General features: G+C 61.2%; 1 pseudogene. It reads right to left on the bottom strand.

The features are described 5' to 3' along the window. Positions 1-309 (bottom strand): annotated as a pseudogene (locus BN1800_RS39850) (bifunctional sulfur transferase/dioxygenase Blh); the annotation flags it as partial.

Genomic DNA, 309 nt, shown 5'->3' with positions numbered 1-309 from the left:
CCACTCGACCGTCAGATCTTTTTCGCGGACGTAGTCGAGAATCGCGTCGGCATTGATGGTCGCCGTTGCTCCGGCCTTCTCGTCGAAGTCGAGGACTGGGTCGATGATGGCACACTTGCAGGTCGCGGGATCGGACACCACGTACTGGACGCTCCAGGTGCGTTTGTCGAAGAAGCCCTTCACCTGCGGCCGGCGCGCGGCATGCCTCTCCAGCCAAGCTGCAGCGGAAGAAGTGTCGAAGCCCCGGCTGCGTCCGAATTCAACGAACTCGTCGGCTGACATCCGACCATCAATCACCTCGCCAATGAG

It is taken from the genome of Rhizobium sullae, assembly GCF_900169785.1.
Classification (GTDB): Bacteria; Pseudomonadota; Alphaproteobacteria; order Rhizobiales; family Rhizobiaceae; genus Rhizobium; species Rhizobium sullae.
This window is presented reverse-complemented; position numbering and strand designations above follow the sequence as displayed.